This is a genomic window from Cupriavidus sp. 86D6 (assembly GCF_057815095.1).
Genome location: NZ_JBYPSB010000007.1, coordinates 185,179 through 204,447, shown reverse-complemented (window position 1 = coordinate 204,447; position 19,269 = coordinate 185,179). Strand labels below are relative to the sequence as shown.

Sequence of the window (19,269 nt, the reverse complement as noted above, 5' to 3'; positions counted from 1 at the left end):
GTGCGGACTACCCGTGTGAAAGTAGGTCATCGCCAGGCTCTTATACCCAGAACCCCCAAGCCCCAAAAGCTTGGGGGTTTTGCTTTGGCGCGGCCGGAACGTGCGAGTGAATTCGACAACGCACATCTCATGGCGCACTCGGCATCGGTGCAAATGCCTCGGTGCCCGCGTATGATCGGCGCTGACATGACCGCCGAAAAATTCTCCTCCGACGACACCGACGCTGCTGCCGATACCGGCACGGCTATCGAACTCAGCACTGATACGGTCTGGTTTCTCTATCTGCTCGAATGCGAAGGCAATTCGATCTATACCGGCGTGACGACTGACGTTAGCCGTCGATATGCCCAGCATGTAGCCGGTATCGGCGCCAAATACACACGTGCTCGCAAGCCGCTACGGCTGCTCGGCTGGATGGCGTTTCCGAATAAGTCCGAAGCCCTCAAGGCGGAAATCCGCACCAAGCGGATGACCCCGGCCCAAAAACGTGCGATGTGCGGCACGCTGCAGCAAACGGCCGCCGCTGTAACGCAGCCGGAGCCGGATTCCCCCGCTACCGTCGATTCGCCATAAAAAACGCCGGCCAATGGCCGGCGTGTGGCTGTGTGGATCGGACCTTGTCAGACCACGATCAGGTTCACGTCGATATTGCCGCGCGTGGCATTCGAGTACGGGCACACCTGATGGGCGGCTTCCACCAGCTTCTGGGCGGCTTCCTTTTCCATGCCCGGCAGCGAGATCTTCAGTTCCACCTGAATACCAAAGCCCTGCGGAATCTGGCCGATGCCGACGGCACCTTCGATCTTCGCATCAGGCGACACCGTAATCTTCTGCTGGCCGGCGACAAAGCGAATCGCACCGAGGAAACAGGCCGAATAACCGGCCGCGAACAGTTGCTCCGGATTCAGGCCGTTGCCAGCGCCGCCCATTTCCTTGGGCACTGCAAGCTTGACGTCCAGTTGGCCATCCGACGTCGTGGCGCGGCCGTCGCGGCCACCGGTTGCGGATGCGTGGGCGGTGTACAGGACTTTTTCCAGTTTCATTTGCACTCTCCTAGATTTGCCCGGGGGCGGGCAGCAGTTTCAAGATGCCGACCAAGTCGGCTGTCAATCTTCCGATCGCGCGTCTTCCAACGTCGACCGTAAGCCATGCAGTCGCGATGTCAGGGCCTGGATCTCTTCCACGGAACACTGCATCGCGCACAACAACCGTTCCGGGATGTCGGCTGCGACATTTCGCAGTTCACGCCCGGCATCCGTCAAACTGACCAGCACTCGACGCTCGTCTTCGGCGTCGCGTCCGCGACGCACAAGCCCCGCCGACTCCAGCCGCTTCAGCAGCGGCGTCAACGTGCCCGAATCGAGCGTCAGCCGACCGCCCAATTCCGAAACGCTTACCTCGTCGTGCTCCCACAGCACCAACATGACCAGATACTGCGGATAAGTAAGTCCAAGCTCACCCAGAATCGGCTTGTAGAGCTTGGTCATGGCCAATGACGTCGAATACAGGGCAAAACAGAGCTGCTGATCCAACTGCAGCCAGTCACCTGTCTTGGGAGGGGTCGTCGTTCGCGTCGTCATGGCTATATCTTATACACAATTAAATTGTGTGCAAGATAAATTTTCTATCGGCCCTATGAAGGATAGGGGCGGGCCGTGACAGATCAAAGCGGATCAAAGGCTGATGCCGTACGACCCTCGTACAGTCGGCCAGTGACAAGCCTTAAGTCTGGTTTAAGTGTGGGTGCATAGGATGGCCCTGTCGCGCCAACACCCGGCGCTGTCCCTCATCCAGAAAGGAAAGCACCATGATTCGCCAGACTCTTGCCCGTTCCGCAGTCGGTGTTGCCGCGCTTGCTGCCCTGGCCGGCGGATACGCCTATCTCCAGAAAGACGCGATCACACCCGGCTATGCAGCGCCGACCCCGGCCGTTGCGACCGCCGCCGCCGTGGCCACCCCGACTGACTTCTCGGGCATCGTCGACCAGTACGGTCCCGCTGTGGTCAATATCAGCGTGACGGCCCGCGCGCAGCGCACCTCGGCGCAAGTGCCGTCGGGCATGGACCCGGACGATCCGCTGTTCCAGTTCTTCAAACGCTTCGGGCCGCAGTTCCAGGGTCCGCAGAGCCAGCAGCCGCAGCTTGTGAAAGGCCTGGGCTCGGGCTTTATCGTCAGCCCCGATGGCCTGATCCTGACCAATGCCCACGTGGTCGACAACGCCACGGAGGTCACCGTCAAGCTGACCGACCGCCGCGAGTTCAAGGCCAAGGTGCTGGGCAGCGATCCGCAGACCGATATCGCCGTGATCCGTATCGATGCCAAGGACCTGCCGACGGTGCGGCTCGGCGATCCGTCGAAGATTCGTGTCGGCGAACCCGTCCTGGCCATCGGCTCGCCCTATGGCTTCGAGAACACGGTGACGGCGGGCATCGTCAGCGCCAAGTCTCGTTCGCTGCCGGATGACACCTACGTGCCGTTCATCCAGACCGATGTGGCCGTGAATCCGGGCAACTCGGGCGGCCCGCTGTTCAACCAGCGTGGCGAGGTCATCGGCATCAATTCGCAGATCTACAGCCAGACCGGCGGCTATCAGGGCCTGTCGTTCGCGATTCCGATCGACGTGGCCAGGAAGGTCGAGCAGCAGCTGGTGGCTCACGGCAAGGTGACGCGCGGCCGCCTTGGCATCTCGGTGCAGGAAGTCAACCAGGCGCTGGCGCAGTCGTTCAAGTTGCCCAAGCCGGCCGGCGCGCTGGTGAACTCGGTCGAGCCGGACAGCCCGGCCGCGCAGGGCGGCCTGAAGCCCGGCGACGTGATCGTGCAGCTTGGCAATGACGTGATCGACCACTCCGGCGATCTGCCCGAGCACGTGGCAGACCTGCAGCCCGGCACCAAGACCGATCTCAAGGTGATTCGCAAGGGCGAGCCGCTGACGCTGAGCGTGAAGATCGGCGCCGTGAAGGACAGCGCCGTGGCCCAGGGCAAGGGCGGTGGTGAAGTGGGTGGCCGTCTGGGCCTGGCCGTGCGGCCGTTGACGCCGGCCGAAAGGCGCGACAGCGGTATCGATGGCGGCCTCGTGGTCGAAGACGTGGCGGGGCCGGCCGCGCGTGTCGGCATCCAGCCCGGCGATGTCATCCTGTCGCTCAACGGCACGCCGATTTCGTCGGCCGAGCAACTGCGTTCGCTGGTGTCGAAATCGGGCAAGCAGGTGGCCCTGCTGGTGCAGCGCGACGACGCGCGGATCTTCATTCCGCTCGACCTCGGCTGACCTCTGGCGCAAGCGGTTTACGCTTCGCAAAACACGTATACGGCAGGTATACGACAGGTGTCCGGCGGGCGTATACGTATACGCGTATACGCCCGCAAACCCTTGCCAGAAGCGGAATTCCGGGCGACAAAACGCCCCAAAGAGATGTTTGAACGGGTATGATCTCGACTGCGATGCATGAAGCGTGTGGTGACTCACGTCACCACTTCAGGTTCTTGCTGAATCGACAGAAGAAGGAAGTCTATGCAGTTGGATTTCAACCGCGCCCCCATCTCGCCGGGCACCGATCTGGCGAGGCGCCTGGCGCCAGTTGCCAGAAAGGTGACGGCACGTCGGCGCAAGAAGGAAGTCCCGCCCCACTGGGAGCGCGGCTACCGCTCCCACTACTACCGTAACGAACGTGGCGACAAGCTCGGCGAAGTCCGCTTGTCCGATCGCGGCGATCTGCCCGTGGTCTACCATTGGGCGGCCGGCAACTATTCCGGCGCCGAGGGCTCGCTCGCGCATGCACGTGCCCGTGTGGAAGAAACGGTTGGCTTCGGCATGCGCCAGCTGTCGTTGTTCTGAAGCTGGCGTTTCAACGATTCCGCCAGACAGTCCGTGACTGAACCGCGTGCCTGACGCAGGCATGCATGCTTTCTGCGATGGCCTGCCCGCCGCCATTGCCGCGCTGTCGCCAGCGTCCCGGTAGTACCTCCTCCGCATTGCATCTCATTGCATCTGCCAGGCTAGTCCAGCCGGCGTTGCACAAGCATGAAGACCGCAGCCACCAGCGCGATCGCGGCAATCAACCGATAGAGATCCTCGCAGGCAATCAGCCGCGCCTGTTGGTCGACGATCGCAGCCATTTGCGCCAGGGCGCCGGCATGCGCCTGCCCGGCATCGAACCCGCGCGCCGCCAGCAGGGACTGTGCCGTGTGCATCCAGCCGTCGGTTTCGGCCGGATGCTGGCCGATGGCATGTACCAGGCTCGTATGCACCGCGAACTGGCGGTTCTGCAGCAGCACCGCGCCCAGCGATGACGCAAACGAACTGGCAATCTGCCGCACCAGGTTCTTGCTGCGATACCCGTGCGCAAAGTCATCGCCGCTCAGCGTGCGGAAGGTCAGCCCGGCAATCGGGATGATGACCATCACGCCGAACAGCCCCTTGGCGATGAGTCCGGGCACCAGGGCCGCCGGGGCGATGTCCGGTGGCATGAACGAGAAGAACGCCATCGCGGCCGCCATCAGCAACAGGCCTGTCACCATCACCGGTTTCTTGTGCGTGAGCCGGCGCGCCACGCGCAGGTAGACCCAGATGCCCACCAGGCTGATCAGCGCGGCCAGTGTGTTGAGCCATCCGGTGGTGGCCAGCGGAAAGCGCAGCGCCTGCTCGGCATAGATCGGAAATACATAGCTGCTCAGGTTGCTGATCATGTAATAGACGAAGTACATGGCCAGCCCCGTCATATACACGGGCTGCCGCAGCGCGCGCAGATGCAGCACCGGTGTGTCGTGATGCCACTGCTGCCAGAGGAACACACCGAGCAGGGCCAGCGCGACCGCCGCGGCCACGCCCACGCGCAGCGGATGCGAAAAGATGTCGAAGCGCGCTTCGGTCATCGACGCCTGCAACGCGACGACCGCCACGCCGAACAGCAGCAGCGGACCCAGCGCCGGACCTTCCTGATCGGCGCGGGGTTCGGCATCGGGCAGCAGCAGCCACGTGCCCACGGCGGCCAGCGCCGCGAACGGCAGCACGCCGTAGAACACGTCCTGCCAGACGCCGTGCTCCACCAGTTCGGCAGCGAATGCCGGCGCCATGGCCGATGCGCAAAATATCCCGAGCATAAAGAAGCGTGACGCGCGTGGCCGGTCGGCGGGCGCGAACATCAGGTTCACCAGGATGCGGCAGCTTGTGAACAGCGCGCCGCCGCCCACTCCCTGCATGAAGCGGGCAACGACCATTTGCGGCAAGCCTGAGCTGGTGGCCGCCACGACCGTGCCGGACATGAACAGCAGCAGCGATCCGGTCAGGTAGTAACGGTACCCGAAACGCTGCGCCAGCCATTGCTGCTTGAGAATCATCATCATGCTGCCGACCGCGTATGCGGCCTGCACCAGCGCGAAGCTGCGCGGGTCCGCGTCGATGCCGCCGACGATATGGCTCGACGCAAACACGAACATGATGTTTTCGAGGAACTCGACACCCGTGGTCAGGCCCAGCAGCATCATGAGCAACGTCTGCCGCTGCCGATGACTGAGCAGCCGCAGCCAGCGCATGCCGGCGCGCAAACGGTGCCACGGGCTTGCCTGCATCGTCACGGCTTGCCTGCTTCCAGCGCGGCCAGATGCTCGTGCAGCGTGCCAAGGTCGCGCGTGGCCGAGGCCAGGCCGTCCGGGCCCAGTGGCGCCCACGCCTGGCCATAGGCGGCATGCACGGCGGGCGCGGCGCGATCCAGCAGCGCGTGGGCGGCCGGCGTCAGCGTCAGTTCCAGGCTGCGCCGGTCGTGTTCAGACGTCTTGCGTTGCACCAGGCCGCGCGCCTGCAGGCCATCGATCAACCGCGTCATCTGCGTTCGCGTGGCGTCGATGGACATGCCGAGTTCCGATGGCATGGTCGGCTCGCCCGCGTCGATCGCCAGCATGCTGATCACCAGGTATTGGCTCAGGTCGAGTTCGAACGGCGCCAGGGCGCGCTCGATGTGAAGCCGAAGCAACCTTGCGGAACGCAGCAGCAGACGCGAGGCCATGATGAGGTCACGCGGGGCGTCGGGGTGCTCGGCGCAGAACCGGTCGATGCGGCGTTCAAACGACATATCAGTTTCATCTGTAATAGTTACGAATGAAACTATATGCGTGGATCTGTGGCCCCGCAAGGGCGTCCGGCTGGACGGTGTGGACGGCCAGCCGGACGATCCGGCGTTTAAAGGATCTGCGGTATCCGCACCACTCAGCCGCGTCTCAGGCTTCGTCCCAGTTCGCGCAACGCCTTGCGCAGTCGGGCGACGATGTTGGCCTGGGTCGTCGCATCGGGCGCGCCATAGCGCCAGGCCACATAGATGTCAGTGAACGCTCGCACTGAGGATGCAGCGTGTGGCAGTGCGGTTTCGGCCCGTGTCGCGAAGGCGTGGGGCCCTTCCGCCATGCCGCGCGCAATGCCCTGGCGCGCCAGCGCGGCGCAGTACCGGTCGTACAGCGCCTGGACAGGATCCACACGACGGCGGCGCAGCCACATCGGTGCCAGCGCGGCCAGGCTCAATAGGCCGATGCCGACGGCCAGCAACTGTGGCAGCCGGTCGCCCAGACCGGCCTGTTCCAGCAGGCGGTATTGCTGGCCGCGATCGTATTCGAGCACCCAGCGTTGCCATTTGTAGGTCAGACCGTCGAAGCCCCAGCGCAGCTCGCGCAGCCAGCCCGGCGCGCGGAGGTCGCGCAGCGCCCCCAGGTCCTCGCTTGCCAGCGCCGCATCGACGCCGCTTTCCACGCGGCTCGGTGCCACGGCGCTGGTGGGGTCCACCCGCACCCAGCCGCGTCCGGCCAGCCAGACCTCGGCCCAGGCATGGGCATCGGACTGGCGGATGACATAGTGATTGCCCAGCGGGTTGTACTCGCCGCCCTGGTAGCCGATCACCACGCGCGCGGGCACGCCGGCGGCGCGCATCAGGAAGACGAAGCTGCTGGCGTAGTGTTCGCAGAAGCCGCGCCGTGTATCGAACACGAAGCTGTCGACCTGCGCCTTGCCCAGCGGCGGCGGCGACAGTGTGTACGCGAATGGCGCCTCGGCGAACAGCCGCATGGCGGCCTGCACGCGCTGCCATGGGTCGGCGTAGCGCGCCATCCAGCCGGCGGCCAGCGCGCGGCTGCGCGGGTTGCCTTCGGGCAGCGCCAGCGACAGTTGCAGCGCGCGGCGGGTCAGCGGCTGCGGCACCCCTTGCAGCCATGACCGCGCACGATAGCGCAGGGGCCGGTCCACCGGGCTGCGGGCAAAGAATTCACCGTCGGCCGAGTGCCAGGCGGCCAGGCTGTCCGACACCGCCACGCCACGGTCCAGCAGATAGAGCCAGGTCTTCTGCGTGGCCTCCAGCGTCACGTTGTACTCGCGCGGACCCGCTCCGGCCGGCCCGGCGGCGACGTCGTCGCCACCGTCCCCCTCGTCGCGCAAGCCCGCAGCCTGTCGCGTCGGCGGTTCATCGTCAGGCCGCCACGCCGCGCCGTCGTAGTTCCACAGCACCCGGGCGCGCCAGTACAAGGCGCTGACGGGCAGCGCATCGCCGTCGATATCGGCGCGGAAGGCCACCTCGGGCGAGCGGATCAGTTGGCCGATGCTGCCGGGGCGCATCGTGTCGCTCATGCCGGTGCGCCCGACTGGCTCGGATTGCGGCAGGCGCCAGAGCGGATGATCGAGCCGCGGAAACAGCACGAACAGGAACAGCGCCCAGGGCAGGCCGAACAGTGCCATGCGGCCCAGCAGCGGCCAGATGGCCAGGCGCCCACGCGCTTCAGGATGATGGAACAGCAGCCAGTTGCGCAGGATCCACGCGCCGATGGCCATGCTGTAGAGCGCCAGCCAGAACGGCTGGTCTTCCAGGTACAGCGTCAGCAGCAGATAGAACGACAGCTGCGTGACCAGCGTGGCATCGGCCAGCGCCCGCGTTTCCAGCAGCTTGAGGATCACGAACGCGGCCAGCAAGGCCACGCACAGTTCGCGCCCGAGGCCGCCCCCGCCGCGCCAGACCAGCGCCCCGGCAATCAGCAGCACCAGCATCGCCGTCGTGCCGACGATCAGCTTCGACGGCAGCGGAGCCCGCTGGCGCCACAGCAGCCAGCGCCATGCCAGCAGCAATACCAGCAGCACGCTGACGGACACGGGCAGTGAACGGGCCTGCGGCGCCAGCACCAGCGCCAGCTGGCCGATCAGCATGCCATGCTCCTGATGGCCGAGCGCGCGGGGTGGAAGCGATGCCTTCATGGCGCACGCCGCTCCGGCCAGACGGCCAGCGCCTCCAGGCAGGCGCGGCGATGGGTCGCGCCGTGACCCGCCGGAATTTCCACGCCCGGCAGCCGCAGGCCGATGTCGAACTGATCACCGGCGGTCAGCAGCCATGCACACAGCCGCGACAGCCGGGCCTCGGTATCCATCGTCGTCGGCAAGGCATTCCAGTCGATCCAGCATCCCGGCAGGCGCGGCACCTGGCCCGCGCGGCTCAGCCAGCGGCCGGTGCGTGCGCTGTGCTTCCAGGCGATGCGATGCAGCGGGTCGCCCGGACGATACCTGCGCAGCTGGTCGATGCCGTCGTCGGACACCGCGCCGATGTCGCCGTCGTCGCCGTCCTGGTCGGGGTGGGCCACCACCGGCAGCGGCGGCGCGTGTGGCTCGGGCGCGGGATAGACGCACGTGGTGACCGGGAAATCGGCGTAGCTCCAGACGCGGAACAGCCCGAACGGAAAACGGCTCGACACCGTGACGCGCGGCAACGCCAGCCGGCCGCGCCGCGGCGCAGCCATGCGGACGGCCAGCACGCCCTGGCCCAGCCCATCCAGCGTCAGTGCCGGCGCGGCCTCGGCCACACCACCGGACGACGCAACGGCTTCGATGCCGATGCGCGCACCGCTGTCGTGGTTGGCGACATTGAGCGCGAACACCGCCACATCGCCCGCAAACGGCGGCGACACGGGCCCTGCCGAGATTTCGAGATCGAGCAGGTTGCGATAGGCCATCCACATGCAAGACATGCCGATGCCAACCAGCAGGAATGTCAGGGCGAAACCCAGGCTGATGTTGTAGTTCAGCGATGTGACCAGCATGGCCAGCAGCAGCAGGGCAAAGCCGAGCCCGCTGCGGGTCGGCAGGATATAGAGATGGCGCCGATCCAGCGTGACCACGCCATTGACGGGCTTGCGCGGACGGCGGGGGCGCGGCGTTGCCACGCCTGCCTGCGCGGTGCGGTGGGGTGCGGATGCCTGGGGCGCCTTCACGGACGCCGATGGGGCACGTGGCATGGTGGGGTGCGTGACGCGGAAAACGTCGCGCTTCAGGGAATCGCCACGCCAGCCATCAGGCGATCCAGCGCGGTGGCCGCCTGCCCGGCCGGCAACAGCCGATGCGCGGCCACGGCGGCGAACACCGCCTGCACGTCCTCGGGTACCACCATGTCGCGCTGGTCGAGCAATGCCCAGGCGCGCGCGCAGGCCAGCAGCGCCAGGCCAGCGCGCGGCGACAGGCCGGCCACGAAGCCGGCTTCCGCACGTGTGGCCTGCACCAGCGCCAGCACGTAATCCACCAGCGCCGGGCTGGCGTACACGCTGCTGGCCGCGGCCTGCAGTGCCAGCACCTGGTCGGCATCCATGACGGCCGAGGCCTCCTGCGCGGCGGTGCCGCCCAGATAGAGCACGCGCTCGAAGGCGGGGTCCGGGTAGCCCAGCGAGATGCGCATGGTGAAGCGGTCCAGCTGCGATTCGGGCAGGGCATGCGTGCCGATCTGCTCCAGCGGATTTTGCGTGGCGATCACGAAGAACGGCGCCGGCAGCGCGTGCGTGACGCCGTCGTGCGTCACCTGGCGTTCGGCCATGGCTTCGAGCAACGCACTCTGCGTCTTCGGCGGGGCGCGGTTGATCTCGTCGGCCAGCACCAGCTGCGCAAACACGGGGCCACGATGGAACCGGAAATTTCCGGTGTCGCGCATATAGACGGAGACGCCCACCAGATCGGCCGGCAGCAGGTCGCTGGTGAACTGCACGCGCTGGTACTGCAGGCCCAGGGTTTGCGCCAGCGCATGCGCGAGCGTGGTCTTGCCCACGCCCGGCACGTCTTCGAGCAGCAGGTGGCCGCCGGCCAGCATGCATGCCAGCGCCAGCCGCACCTGGCGCGGCTTGCCCAGCACGATGCGGCCAAGCTGGTTCTGGGCCTCGGCCAGTGAGGCGGTAATCCTGGGTCTGGCTGTCACGTTAGGCGGCCTCGATGGCGGGTTGGCGATGACGTTGCGATGCCGCCGGATGACTGGGTCGGGCGCAAGGTCCGGCAAGGTCCGGCCATTGTAGCGGCGTGGAGGTCGCATCGGACAGTGGGTTTCCGCACGGTTGTACGCGACAGACAGTCCGGGAATGCACCGGAATCGGGCCTCCGCCGCGCCGGATCTCGCGCGTTCTGGCATCATCGAACTGTTGGCACCCTGCCACTTTTCAGAATCGTCCTAGCCGCTGCAATGACTGCTTCGCCACCGCGCGTGTCTGGCGCGCCTGCCTCACTCGATTTCGACTCTTCAGCGCCGCTGGCCGACCAGGCGGCGCTGGCCAGCCTGGCCCGCGAATTCCATGCGGGCGGCTATATCGTGCTGCGCAACTTTGCCAGCGAGGCCACGTGCGCGGCGCTGGAGGCCGTGACCCGCGAGCATCTGGCGGCGGCCGTGCCGCCGGTGGAGTTCGAGGCCGACCTGGGCTACCCCGGAGCCCCGGCCACGCGCCAGGCAGCCGGCGGCAACACGGTGCGGCGGCTGCGCCAGGCGTATGGCCGCGACGAGGTCTTCCGCCGCTGGGCCAGCCATCCGCAACTGGTGGCAACCGTCGAGGCGCTGCTGGGCGAACCCGCCCGCCTGACGCTGGCCCACCACAACTGCGTGATGACCAAGCACCCGCACTATGGCAGCCAGACCGGCTGGCACCGGGACACGCGCTACTGGTCGTTCATGAAGCCCGATCTGGTCACCGTGTGGCTGGCGCTCGGTGACGAAGACGAGCGCAACGGCGTGCTGCGCGTGATTCCAGGTTCGCATCGTGCGAAGCTCGATCCGGCCCAGCTTGACCCGGCCGAATTTCTGGTAGAGGCGCACCCGGCCAGCCAGATGCTGCTGAAGGGGGCCATGCCGCTGGCCTTGCATCGCGGCGACGTGCTGATGTTTGACAGCCGGCTGTTCCATGCGGCAGGCCGCAACGATTCCGAGGCCGTGAAGCTGTCAGTGGCGTTCGCCTATTTCGGCGCGAGCAACCGCCCGGTCACCGGCTCGCGATCGGCAGAGTTTGGCAGCGTGGAGATGCCCCCGGCCGCGCTTTGACAGCCGCTGGCCGCCAGGCAAAAAAAAAGCCGCCCGGTTGGGCGGCTTCTTGTTTGGTCCCGGGCCGGGGTCAAACAGCCTTGTGACGCGAGGCGTTGCCGCGAAACAGTGCCAGCAGGTCGGCCAGGCGCAACGGCAGCAGCGGCGAAGCATGGCGGACGGCGTCCCGGCGTGCGAAGTGGCTCAGAAGCTGCTCGCCCACCGGACGGTCGAGGTACGAAGCATCCGGGTAGTTCATGGTCATTCCCTATTGCGGTCAAGAAACGCCTACAGTATGCACTCTGATGGTGCACTGCGCCATTTCCTGGTGCGCAACATGGGATTGCCTGATTCGAAGTGGTGCGTAGAAAGCCGGGCAACATGGGTCCGGCAGCGTGCTCGGGGAACGGCTGCCGGCGCTTATCGCTATCAGGCGGGCGGGTGTGCGTTGGCCGCCGCTTCGGCGCCGTTGATCGATTCCACGGCCTTGGCCGCGCTGTAGACGTGCCGCGTGGCCAACAGCGATGCCAGATCGGCGTCGCCGGCAATCACGGCCTGCAGGATCTGCGCGTGCTCGTCCCAGTTCAGGCGGGCGCGGCTCAGGTTCGCCGGGGCGAACAGCAGCGCGGTGCGTTCGCGCAGCGACCGCATCATGTCCTGCAGCACGCTGTTGGCGGCGATATTGCCCAGTACCTCGTGAAAACGCGAGTTCAGTTCGACAAATCGCTCGGTCTGGCCGCTATTGACGGCATCGTTGCCTTCCTCAAGGACCTTTTCGAGTTCCGCGATCAGTGCCGGGTCGCGACGCTGGGCCGCCAGCTTGGCGTTCAGCCCTTCCAGCGTGGCCCGCACTTCCACCATTTCGCGCGCGATATTGGGCGACAGGCGGGCCACCGATGCACCGCGCCGCGGCTCGATGCGCACCAGCCCTTCGGCCGCCAGCGCGCGCAACGCTTCGCGCACCGGGATGCGCGACACGCCCAGTTCCAGGGACAGCGTGTTTTCCACCAGACGTTCGCCCTGTTCGTACTGGCCACCCAGGATGCGTTGCCGCAGGGTGTCCGTGACCAGCGCGAACAGGGGGGAATGCTGGGCGCCCAGGCTTGCGGCCGGGGTGTCCGGACCCGGCTTCAGGGCAGCGGTGGCGTCGTTCATGATCGGGATCGGCCGTCGGATATCGGTGATGGGCCGCGGTCGAAGGGCCGCAGCGTGAATGCCGCTATTGTATACCGTCACCTCCTCATTGAAGACATAGGGTAGACATCTACCGGCATTCCGCCGGTGTGGCGTCCGGCCTCCCTCGGCCCTTTCAGCCCTTTCCGCCTGCCTGGCGCTTCACCCTCCCGCGTGCTGGAACGTGAAGCCGTCCGAATACATGAACGGCGCCTGCGCCCCCAGCACCATGAACGTCTGCTTGGCGTCGTGGATCATGTTCGGCGATCCGCACAGATAGATGGCGTGCTCGGACAGGTCGCCCAGGTCTGCGGCCACGGCCTCGTGGACATAGCCACGGCGGCCCTGCCAGCTGTCGTCGGCGCGCGATAGCACCGGGACGTACTGGAAGTCATAGAGCCGTTCGCCCCAGGTGGCGATCTCGTCGTGCAAGTACAGGTCCGCCGCCGAGCGCATGCCCCAGTAGAGCCACACCGGCGGGCAGTCGGGATCGTCCATCAGCGATTCGAGCATGCTCTTGATGGGCGCCAGACCGGTGCCCGTGGCCACCATCAGCAGCGGCCGGTAGTCTTCCTTGCGCAAGCTGAAATTGCCATGCGGCAATTCCACGTCGAGCCGGTCGCCCGCGCGCAACTGCGGCAGTTGCGTGGACGTGAAGCGGCCGCCGGCGATCTGCCGGACGTGGAAGTCCACGGTATTGCCCGCCGGTGCCGACGCCATGGAGAAACTACGATGCGTGCCATCGTCCATCAGCACCTTTAGGTATTGGCCGGGCGCGTAGACGAAGGGCTCGTCGCCGGGCAGCGCCAGGCGCAGATGCATGACGTCGGGGCCGAGCGGCGCCACCGACAGCACGGTGGCCGTGGCGCGCCGGGCCGGCACCTGCGGGCCGGCCGCGCGTGCGGTGCTGATGACCAGGTCGCCGTCGGGCCGCGCCTGGCATGCCAGCGCAAACCCGTCGGCGTGCTCTGCCTCGGTCAGCCCCATCGGGAAATCCTCGTACGAGACCGATCCCTGCACCACGCGCATGCGGCACGTGCCGCAGCCGCCAAACGTGCATTCGTGCGCCAGTTCCACGCCGCAGCGCAGGGCGGCGTCGAGCACCGATTCACCGGGCGCCACCATGAACACCTGTTGCGTTTCCGCAATCTCCACCCGATGGGACATGACGATTCCCCCTTGCTTACTTCTTGATATCGGCCTGCGCCAGCACGGTCAGATCTTCGGCAGCCAGCAGGTCGCGCAGGGCTTCCAGCGCGGCGACGCCACATGCGGTGTCCTGTTCGCCGTTGCCGCCCGACAGGCCAACGCCGCCGATCACTTCGCCATTGACCACGATCGGGTAGCCGCCCACGAACACGGCGAACTTGCCGTCGAAGCTCCACTGGATACCGAATGCCTCGTTGCCGGGCAGCGCCGGACCGTTCGGCGCGGTGTTGAACAGGTGCGTGGACCGCTTGTGGCCGGCCGCGGTGAACGCCTTGTTCCACGCAATCTGCGGCCCCGTGATACGCGCGCCGTCCATGCGTTCGAGCAGCAGCGGGTAGCCGCCTTCGTCGACGATGCAGACCGATTCCAGCACGCCGATTTCCTCGGCCTTGCGCACGGCGGCGGCCACCATGTGGCGCGCTTCTCTCAGTTCCAGCTTGATGGCTTTCTTCATGGCTGTTTCCTTAATTTGTGTCGGACTGCCTGGCTTCAGACGCCCTGGTAGACCGTTTTGATCTGCGTGTAGAACTCCAGCCCGGCGCGGCCCGATTCGCGGAACGTCGATGTGCTGGACCGCTTCAGCCCGCCAAACGGCGCGTTGACCAGGTTGCCCGTGGTGGTGCGGTTGATCTTCACGGTGCCTGATTCGATGTCGCGGGCAAAGTCGTGCATGTAGCGCGGATTGCGCGTGGCGATGGCGGCGGAAAGCCCGTACTCGGTGTCGTTGGCCTTGGCAATGGCGTCGGCGTAGCTGTCCACTTCGATGATGGCCAGCACCGGGCCGAAGATTTCCTCGCGGGCAATGCGCATCGACTGCGTGACGTCGGTGAACACGGCCGGCGCCACGTAGAAGCCATTGGCGAAATCGCCATCGGTCAGCTGCTGGCCGCCGCACAGCAGCGAGGCTTCCTGCTTGCCAGCCTCGATATAGCCCAGCACGGTCTGCAACTGCTTGCGCGTGGCCAGCGGGCCCAGGTCCATGCCCGGGGTCATGCCGCTGCCGATCTTCAGCGCCTTGACCTTGGCCACGAGTTTGTCGGTGAAGGCCTGCCTGACCTCGCGCATCACCAGGACGCGGCTGGTGCCGGTGCACGCCTGGCCCGACAGCGACAACCCACCCTTGACGGCAAGGTCCACCGCGCGGTCGAGATCGGCGTCTTCCATCACGATCAGCGGATTCTTGCCGCCCAGTTCCATCTGCGTGCGCGTGGTCATCGGCACGGACTTGTGGATCTGTTCGCCGGCCTGCGTCGATCCGGTGAACGACACCGCCCGCACGGCCCGCGATTCGACGATGGTCGGGCCCACCTCGCCGGCGCTGCCGGTCAGGAAGTTGAGCACGCCCTTCGGGATGCCGGCCTTGACGAACGCCTCGGCCAGGCGATAGCCGGACAGCGGCGCATCGGACGACGGCTTGAACACCACGGTGTTGCCGGTGATCAGCGCGGGTGCGATCTTGCGCGCCGGAATCGACACGGGGAAGTTCCACGGCGAGATCACGGTGACCACACCCAGCGGCTCGCGCAGGCTGTACACGAGCATGTCCGGGTCGTCGTTCGGATAGCTTTCGCCGCTGAAGGTCTGGCCTTCCACCGCGTAGAAGCGCAGGGTTTGCGCCGAACGCATGATCTCGTCGCGCGCCAGGTTCAGGGACTTGCCTTCCTCGCGCGTCAGTTCGGCGGCGATGGCGTCGGCGTTGGCTTCCAGATGAGCGGCGGCGTCGTTGAGAATCTTCGCGCGCTTGCCGATCGGCGTTTTCTTCCAGCTGTCGAAGGCGGCGGCTGCGGCGGACACGGCGGCGGCGGCATCGCGCGCGTCGGACGCCGCGTGGCGGCTGACGATGTCGCGCGTGTCGGCGGGATTGATGTTGTCGAGCGTGCGGCCGCTGGCGCTATCGCACCATTCGCCGTCGATGTAGTTGCGGTACGTCTCGGTCATCTTGCGGGGCCTTGTTCGGGTTCGGAGAGACGCCGGACCAGCGCCGCGCAGGGCGCCGGGTCCGGACTTCCTGACAGGTATGCCTCAGGCGGCAGCGGCTTCCGGCTTGGTGTCGACGTAGTCGTAGTACAGCGCGGTCGTGTACAGCAGGCGCATCTGCGCGCCGATCTCGCAGATCTTCAGGCAACGCTGCTGCAGCTCGGGCGTGTTCGCGTGTTCCAGCACGATCTGGTAGCCGCGTTCGCCGTGGATTTCGTCGGACACGATGTGCAGGTCGAAGAACTCCACCTCTTCGTCGGTGAAGCCGTACTTTTCGCGCAGCGTCGGGGTTTGCTTGCGATAGATCGACGGCACCTGCGATTCCAGGCCGACCACCAGGCCGGCCACGGCCACCACCGGGTCTTCGCGCATGGCCACCGCGTAGCACCAGCTCTGCAGGCCGCGCGTGGTCGGCGACATGTTGTCGGGGCTCACCACCCGCTCACGCGTGGTGCCGCAGGCTTCGGCAAAGCGGATCAGCAGGTCGGTGTGGCGGTCGCCGCCGATTTCTTCCTCGTACATGTTGGCCAGCAGGAAGTCCTTGGCCTCGGTCATGTGGTCGGGCGTGCGGGCGTAGATATAGCCCAGGTAGTCGGCGAACGGGCCCACGTAGTGGTAGTGGTTCTCGGCCCAGCGCGCCAGGTGCTCGCGGCTCAGCGTGCCGCTGGCCCATGCCTTGCTGAACGGCGCCTGATTGGCGCTCTTGCCTTTGATGGCGTTTTCCAGGGCGGCGCGGAATTCTTCACGGTTCATCAGTTCAGCCATTTTGGGGACTCCTGTTTGTCTGCGTTCGGGGTGGAATGAATTTGTATACTTTCTACAACGTCGTTCAGGCGATAAAAAAACCGCGCGCACGCGGCGACTTCCGGTGGTGCGAAATCAGGCGGCGGCAGCCTCCGCCGCAGTGATGCGCTGCCAGGCCACGCCTGCCAGCGCCACGTCTTCCAGGCCGACACCGACCGACTTGTAGATCACGATGTCGTCGGCTTGCCGGCGCACCGCGCCGGTATCAGTTCCATTCAGTAGTACATCGGCCAGTTCCACGACCTTGTCGTCGGGCAGCACGGCCTTGTCGGCCAGCACCAGATCGCCGGCTTCGCGCAGCGACTGGGGCCGCCATTCCACAACCACGGTGGCGGCGCGCGACAGCAGCGTGTCGTCGAGTTCGCGGGTGTGCGGCAGACTGGAACCGATGGCGGCCACGAACGTGCCGGGCTTGACGATGGCGCCCGAAAACAGCGGCGTGGTGGAGCGCGAGGCGGTCACGATGATGTCCGCCGCAGCGGCAGCTTCCTCGGGTTGTGCGAAGGTCACCGGGAGGCCGCACTGCGCAGCCAGACGCTCGGCGGCGGCCGCATCGGCATAGGGATCGCAGACCAGGATGCGTTTGAGCGGCAACGCAGCGGACAACTGCAACCCATGCTGCACCCCCTGCGTGCCGGCGCCGAACAGGGCCAGCGTTTCGGCATCGGCTCGGGCCAGCCGGCGCGCGGCCAGCACCGTGCAGGCCGCCGTGCGCAAACGCGTGATGGCGCCGGCGTCGAACGAGGCCAGCGGACGCCCGTCAACCGTCGAAAACAGCAGGATGACAAACGAGAACTGACCGGCGATGGTTGTATACACCTTGGCGCCGGCGACCTGCTGGGCGGGAATGACCGCGCCCAGTGTCGAAAGCTTCACGCCGCCGGCTTCCGTGCGGATGCGTTCCTGCATGGCGGCCTCGCCGCGCCCGAAACTCTGGAAGGCTTCGAGCATCGCGGCCTGGGCATCGGCGGCCGTGACGTGGCGGTCGATCATCGCGTCGGTGACATGGAGCATGGTGAAATCGTCTCGGAAGCTATTTCGGTATACAGTCTACACATAGTTTCGAAGAAAACCACAGGGTTTTCCCGGGGCGTGCGGCATGTCCGGAGTGGTGCGGAATGCGCGCAAACCGTGCTTTCAGGCCAATCTCCGCACCGATCGGGTGATTTCCCTAGGTCGCGCAGTTTTCGCTTGTTTCGAAGTGAGCGCGGGATATAGTATACAAAAACAGTCGCACGACAGAATTCTTATACCGCCCCCACAAGGGCCTCCAGGAAAGGGGAGCCTCATGCAACATGCTGTTGAGATTGGCCTGGCACATTGGGTGTATCTGCTAGGCGTGGCCGTGATCGTGTTGACCATGATCCTGCGGGCCAATGTCGTGGTGCCGTCCATCGTCGGCACCTTCCTCGTGATCCTGGCCATCACCGGCAGCCCCATCAGCGCACTGGGCGGCATCTTCTCAGCCAGCCTGGTGGCGGCCAAGGAGCTGTTCAATATCTTCCTGGTGATTGCGTTCATGACGGCGCTGCTCAATGCGCTGAAGACGCTGCGGTCCGATATCCGCATGGTCGAGCCGTTCCGGGTGGTGATGAAGAACGGACACAGCGCCTACTTCATCCTGGCTGGCATCACCTATGTCATCTCGCTGTTCTTCTGGCCCACGCCGGCCGTGCCGCTGGTGTCCGCCATCCTTCTGCCAGCCGCCATTGCAGCGGGCCTGCCGCCGCTGGCGGGGGCCATGGCCATTGCCATCGCCGGCCAGGGCATGGCGCTGTCGTCGGACTACGTGATCGGTGTGGCGCCGGGCATCAGCGCCAAGGCGGCCGGCGCGGCGGTCAGTGCTGCCGTGGTGGCCGACCGCGCGCTGATCCTGTCGATCATCACCGGCGCCATCGCGCTGTCGCTGGCCTACCTGTCGATGCGCCGCCATATCGTGCCGGCCAGCGGCGCGCTGCTGGATCGCTGGCAGGCCCGCGCCACCGGTGCGGACACCGCCGTGGAGGCCACCGGCACGTTCGACAAGGCCGAGATCGCACGCGGCACATCGCATGAAGAGCCGCTGGCCACCGACGCGAACATCGAGCAGAGCCTGGCGATGGTGGCGCGCCGCCGTGTGAAGTGGTCCAAGTTCTTCGCCGTGCTGACGCCGCTGGCGTTCATCTGCGTGGTGACGCTGATGGTGCTGCCGAAGATATCGTCGGGCATGCCCGACCTGAAGGGCGGCGCCGCCGCGGCACTGGTGGGCGGCGTGGCCGCGCTGCTGATGATGCTGGCGACACTGGCCGCCGAAGGCCCGCGCCGCATGCTCGACGTGTGCCCCGACCACATCACCGACGGCTTCGTGTTTGCGTTCAAGGCGATGGGATCGGTGCTGCCGATCGCCGGTTTCTTCTTCGTGGGTGCCGGCGAAACCGCCGCCCAGATTCTGGGTGTGGACGCGGGCCGCGCACCGAGCCTGCTGTTCGAACTGATCCAGGCCTACCAGCACATGATTCCGGACAACCACGTGCTGGTGGCGTTCGGCGTGCTGCTGGTGGGGATGATCACCGGCATCGACGGATCGGGCTTTGCCGGTCTGCCGCTGACCGGCACGCTGGCCGGTGCGCTGGGTCCGGTGGTCGGTTTCGACTCGGCCACGCTCGCGGCCGTTGGCCAGATGGGCGCGGTCTGGACGGGCGGCGGCACGCTGATCGCGTGGTCGTCGCTGATCGCCGTGGCCGGCTTTGCCCGTGTGCCGGTGCTCGATGCGGTGCGGGCGCTGCTGTTGCCGGTATTGGCCGGCCTGTTCGTCTCCACGATCTGCGCCATGTTTCTGTGGCGTTGAGCC

19 protein-coding genes are annotated in these 19,269 nt (G+C 66.2%); 5 read left to right on the top strand and 14 right to left on the bottom strand.

Annotated elements, in window-relative coordinates; all coding sequences use genetic code 11:
- Positions 1-246 precede the first annotated feature (246 nt).
- Entirely contained in the window at positions 247-573 is a 327-nt protein-coding gene (locus AC3G88_RS18650) for a GIY-YIG nuclease family protein (protein WP_488772390.1), read from the top strand.
- 47 nt (positions 574-620) lie between these two features.
- On the opposite strand, the gene AC3G88_RS18645 is transcribed toward AC3G88_RS18650, so the two are convergent.
- Both AC3G88_RS18645 and AC3G88_RS18640 read right to left on the bottom strand, forming a co-directional pair.
- A complete protein-coding gene (locus AC3G88_RS18645) occupies positions 621-1,043 on the bottom strand; it encodes an organic hydroperoxide resistance protein (protein WP_029051733.1) in 423 nt (140 codons plus the stop codon).
- Positions 1,044-1,106: 63 nt separating this feature from the next.
- Positions 1,107-1,580, bottom strand: coding sequence for a MarR family winged helix-turn-helix transcriptional regulator (locus tag AC3G88_RS18640; protein ID WP_488772357.1), 474 nt, complete (start codon positions 1,578-1,580; stop codon positions 1,107-1,109).
- A 227-nt stretch (positions 1,581-1,807) separates the two neighbouring features.
- On the opposite strand from AC3G88_RS18640, the gene AC3G88_RS18635 reads away from it, so the two are divergent.
- Both AC3G88_RS18635 and AC3G88_RS18630 read left to right on the top strand, forming a co-directional pair.
- Positions 1,808-3,265 carry a DegQ family serine endoprotease gene (locus AC3G88_RS18635; protein WP_488772356.1) on the top strand — a complete coding sequence of 486 codons (1,458 nt, stop codon included), beginning with the start codon at positions 1,808-1,810 and terminating at the stop codon, positions 3,263-3,265.
- Between the two features lie 243 nt (positions 3,266-3,508).
- Complete coding sequence (locus AC3G88_RS18630; protein ID WP_488772355.1) at positions 3,509-3,832, top strand: hypothetical protein; 324 nt, start codon at positions 3,509-3,511, stop codon at positions 3,830-3,832.
- Between the two features lie 161 nt (positions 3,833-3,993).
- Here the strand turns inward: AC3G88_RS18630 and AC3G88_RS18625 are convergent, their stop codons facing one another.
- The 5 genes from AC3G88_RS18625 to AC3G88_RS18605 all read right to left on the bottom strand — a co-directional run bounded on the left by AC3G88_RS18625 (position 3,994) and on the right by AC3G88_RS18605 (position 10,193).
- A complete protein-coding gene (locus AC3G88_RS18625) occupies positions 3,994-5,565 on the bottom strand; it encodes an MFS transporter (protein ID WP_488772389.1) in 1,572 nt (523 codons plus the stop codon).
- Between the two features lie 2 nt (positions 5,566-5,567).
- On the bottom strand, positions 5,568-6,065 hold the full coding sequence (locus AC3G88_RS18620) for a MarR family winged helix-turn-helix transcriptional regulator (protein ID WP_488772354.1): 498 nt from the start codon (positions 6,063-6,065) through the stop codon (positions 5,568-5,570).
- A gap of 134 nt (positions 6,066-6,199) precedes the next feature.
- Positions 6,200-8,218, bottom strand: a complete 2,019-nt coding sequence (locus AC3G88_RS18615; protein ID WP_488772353.1) for a transglutaminase TgpA family protein — start codon at positions 8,216-8,218, stop codon at positions 6,200-6,202.
- Positions 8,215-9,249 (bottom strand): DUF58 domain-containing protein, encoded by a 1,035-nt coding sequence (locus AC3G88_RS18610; RefSeq protein WP_488772352.1) that lies wholly within the window; start codon positions 9,247-9,249, stop codon positions 8,215-8,217. The genes AC3G88_RS18615 and AC3G88_RS18610 overlap by 4 nt, the downstream gene beginning before the upstream one ends.
- 32 nt (positions 9,250-9,281) lie before the next feature.
- Positions 9,282-10,193 (bottom strand): AAA family ATPase, encoded by a 912-nt coding sequence (locus AC3G88_RS18605; protein ID WP_488772351.1) that lies wholly within the window; start codon positions 10,191-10,193, stop codon positions 9,282-9,284.
- A 258-nt stretch (positions 10,194-10,451) separates the two neighbouring features.
- On the opposite strand from AC3G88_RS18605, the gene AC3G88_RS18600 reads away from it, so the two are divergent.
- Positions 10,452-11,297 (top strand): phytanoyl-CoA dioxygenase family protein, encoded by an 846-nt coding sequence (locus tag AC3G88_RS18600; RefSeq protein ID WP_488772350.1) that lies wholly within the window; start codon positions 10,452-10,454, stop codon positions 11,295-11,297.
- 70 nt (positions 11,298-11,367) lie between these two features.
- Here AC3G88_RS18600 and AC3G88_RS18595 read toward each other — a convergent pair whose 3' ends face one another.
- From AC3G88_RS18595 to AC3G88_RS18565, 7 genes are all read right to left on the bottom strand, one after another.
- Complete coding sequence (locus tag AC3G88_RS18595; protein ID WP_194946594.1) at positions 11,368-11,535, bottom strand: hypothetical protein; 168 nt, start codon at positions 11,533-11,535, stop codon at positions 11,368-11,370.
- Positions 11,536-11,705: 170 nt separating this feature from the next.
- Positions 11,706-12,431 carry a GntR family transcriptional regulator gene (locus tag AC3G88_RS18590; RefSeq protein ID WP_153949840.1) on the bottom strand — a complete coding sequence of 242 codons (726 nt, stop codon included), beginning with the start codon at positions 12,429-12,431 and terminating at the stop codon, positions 11,706-11,708.
- 180 nt (positions 12,432-12,611) lie between these two features.
- Positions 12,612-13,616 carry a 2Fe-2S iron-sulfur cluster-binding protein gene (locus AC3G88_RS18585; RefSeq protein WP_488772349.1) on the bottom strand — a complete coding sequence of 335 codons (1,005 nt, stop codon included), beginning with the start codon at positions 13,614-13,616 and terminating at the stop codon, positions 12,612-12,614.
- 16 nt (positions 13,617-13,632) lie between these two features.
- Positions 13,633-14,112, bottom strand: a complete 480-nt coding sequence (locus tag AC3G88_RS18580; RefSeq protein ID WP_488772348.1) for a GlcG/HbpS family heme-binding protein — start codon at positions 14,110-14,112, stop codon at positions 13,633-13,635.
- Between the two features lie 35 nt (positions 14,113-14,147).
- Positions 14,148-15,596 carry an aldehyde dehydrogenase family protein gene (locus tag AC3G88_RS18575; RefSeq protein WP_488772347.1) on the bottom strand — a complete coding sequence of 483 codons (1,449 nt, stop codon included), beginning with the start codon at positions 15,594-15,596 and terminating at the stop codon, positions 14,148-14,150.
- Between the two features lie 84 nt (positions 15,597-15,680).
- Positions 15,681-16,400, bottom strand: a complete 720-nt coding sequence (locus tag AC3G88_RS18570) for an iron-containing redox enzyme family protein (protein WP_029050817.1) — start codon at positions 16,398-16,400, stop codon at positions 15,681-15,683.
- A gap of 114 nt (positions 16,401-16,514) precedes the next feature.
- On the bottom strand, positions 16,515-17,453 hold the full coding sequence (locus AC3G88_RS18565; RefSeq protein ID WP_488772346.1) for an ornithine cyclodeaminase family protein: 939 nt from the start codon (positions 17,451-17,453) through the stop codon (positions 16,515-16,517).
- A 274-nt stretch (positions 17,454-17,727) separates the two neighbouring features.
- On the opposite strand from AC3G88_RS18565, the gene AC3G88_RS18560 reads away from it, so the two are divergent.
- Entirely contained in the window at positions 17,728-19,266 is a 1,539-nt protein-coding gene (locus AC3G88_RS18560; protein ID WP_153949835.1) for a hypothetical protein, read from the top strand.
- Positions 19,267-19,269: the final 3 nt, after the last annotated feature.